This is a genomic window from Peribacillus sp. P4_D6 (assembly GCF_056401795.1).
The window spans coordinates 1-1,243 of sequence record NZ_JBFUIQ010000335.1 but is presented as its reverse complement, the minus strand read 5'-3'; the positions used below and the strand labels follow the sequence as shown (position 1 = coordinate 1,243).

The following is a 1,243-nucleotide window of genomic DNA, read 5'->3' as shown; positions in this document are numbered from 1 at the left end:
GAGCAATCCATGCCAGGTGCGAAATGGTTCGAGGGGGCAAGGCTTAATTATGCTGAAAATGCATTATTGAATGATCAAGAAGAGAAAACGGCGATTTTTTTTCGTTCCGAACATATCAGGCAGCAAGAGGTCAGCTGGAAAGAGCTGAAAGAAAAAGTGGCATCTGTCGCCCATTCATTAAGGAAACTTGGTGTGAAATCAGGTGACCGTGTTGTTGCCTATATGCCAAACATACCCGAAGCGGTGATAGCTTTCTTGGCAACAGTGAGCATAGGTGCCATCTGGTCCAGTTGTTCACCTGACTTTGGGGCAAGAAGCGTCATAGATCGTTTCAAACAGATTGAACCAGTTGTATTACTGGCGGTTGATGGATATCAGTACAATGGAAATGTATATGATAAAACATCGGTCGTCTCCCAGCTTAAACAGGAATTGGTCTCTGTCAAGCATACCGTGCTGGTTCCTTACATAGAAAAAAAGATTTTGGAAGTGAATCTGGCAGATACAGTTCCTTGGGATGACCTATTAAAAGAAAAGGCAGAATTATCTTTTGAAAGTGTTCCTTTCGATCATCCGCTTTGGATTCTCTATTCATCAGGTACAACCGGGATGCCAAAACCGATTGTACAAGGGCATGGCGGTATATTATTGGAGCATTTCAAATCAACAAGAATCCATCAAGGCATGACTTCCGAGGATACCGTATTCTGGTTTACGACGACAGGCTGGATGATGTGGAATCTCCTTATGGGTGGTTTGCTTAATGAAGGGACCATCGTCCTTTATGACGGCAGTCCTTCTTTTCCGAATATGGATGTTCTTTGGGAATTGGCGCAAGATACAGGCATGACTTTCTTTGGAACAAGTGCACCATTCCTTACGAATTCCATGAAGTTAGGAAACAAGCCCCTGGGAAAATATGATTTATCGAAATTGAGGGCTCTTTTTTCAACTGGAGCTCCATTATCTGGAGACGGTTATAAATGGGTGTATGAAAATGTCAAGAAGGATATCTGGCTCAGTTCATCCAGTGGCGGGACCGATGTATGTGCCGGATTTGTGGGCGGTGTTCCAACATTGCCCGTGAGGATCGGAGAGATACAAGGAAGGGCATTGGGTGTTTGTGCGGAAGCCTTTGATGAGCATGGTCAAACATTGATTAATGAAGTCGGTGAATTGGTCATTACCAAACCGATGCCGTCCATGCCGCTTTATTTCTGGAATGATCAAGATGGGAAAAGAT

Annotated in this window: 1 protein-coding gene; it reads left to right on the top strand. The window is 43.9% G+C overall.

The window, feature by feature from the left end; genetic code table 11:
• On the top strand, positions 1-1,243 hold a 1,243-nt coding region (locus AC1DVB_RS27340), incomplete at both ends, for an acetoacetate--CoA ligase (protein ID WP_477591967.1).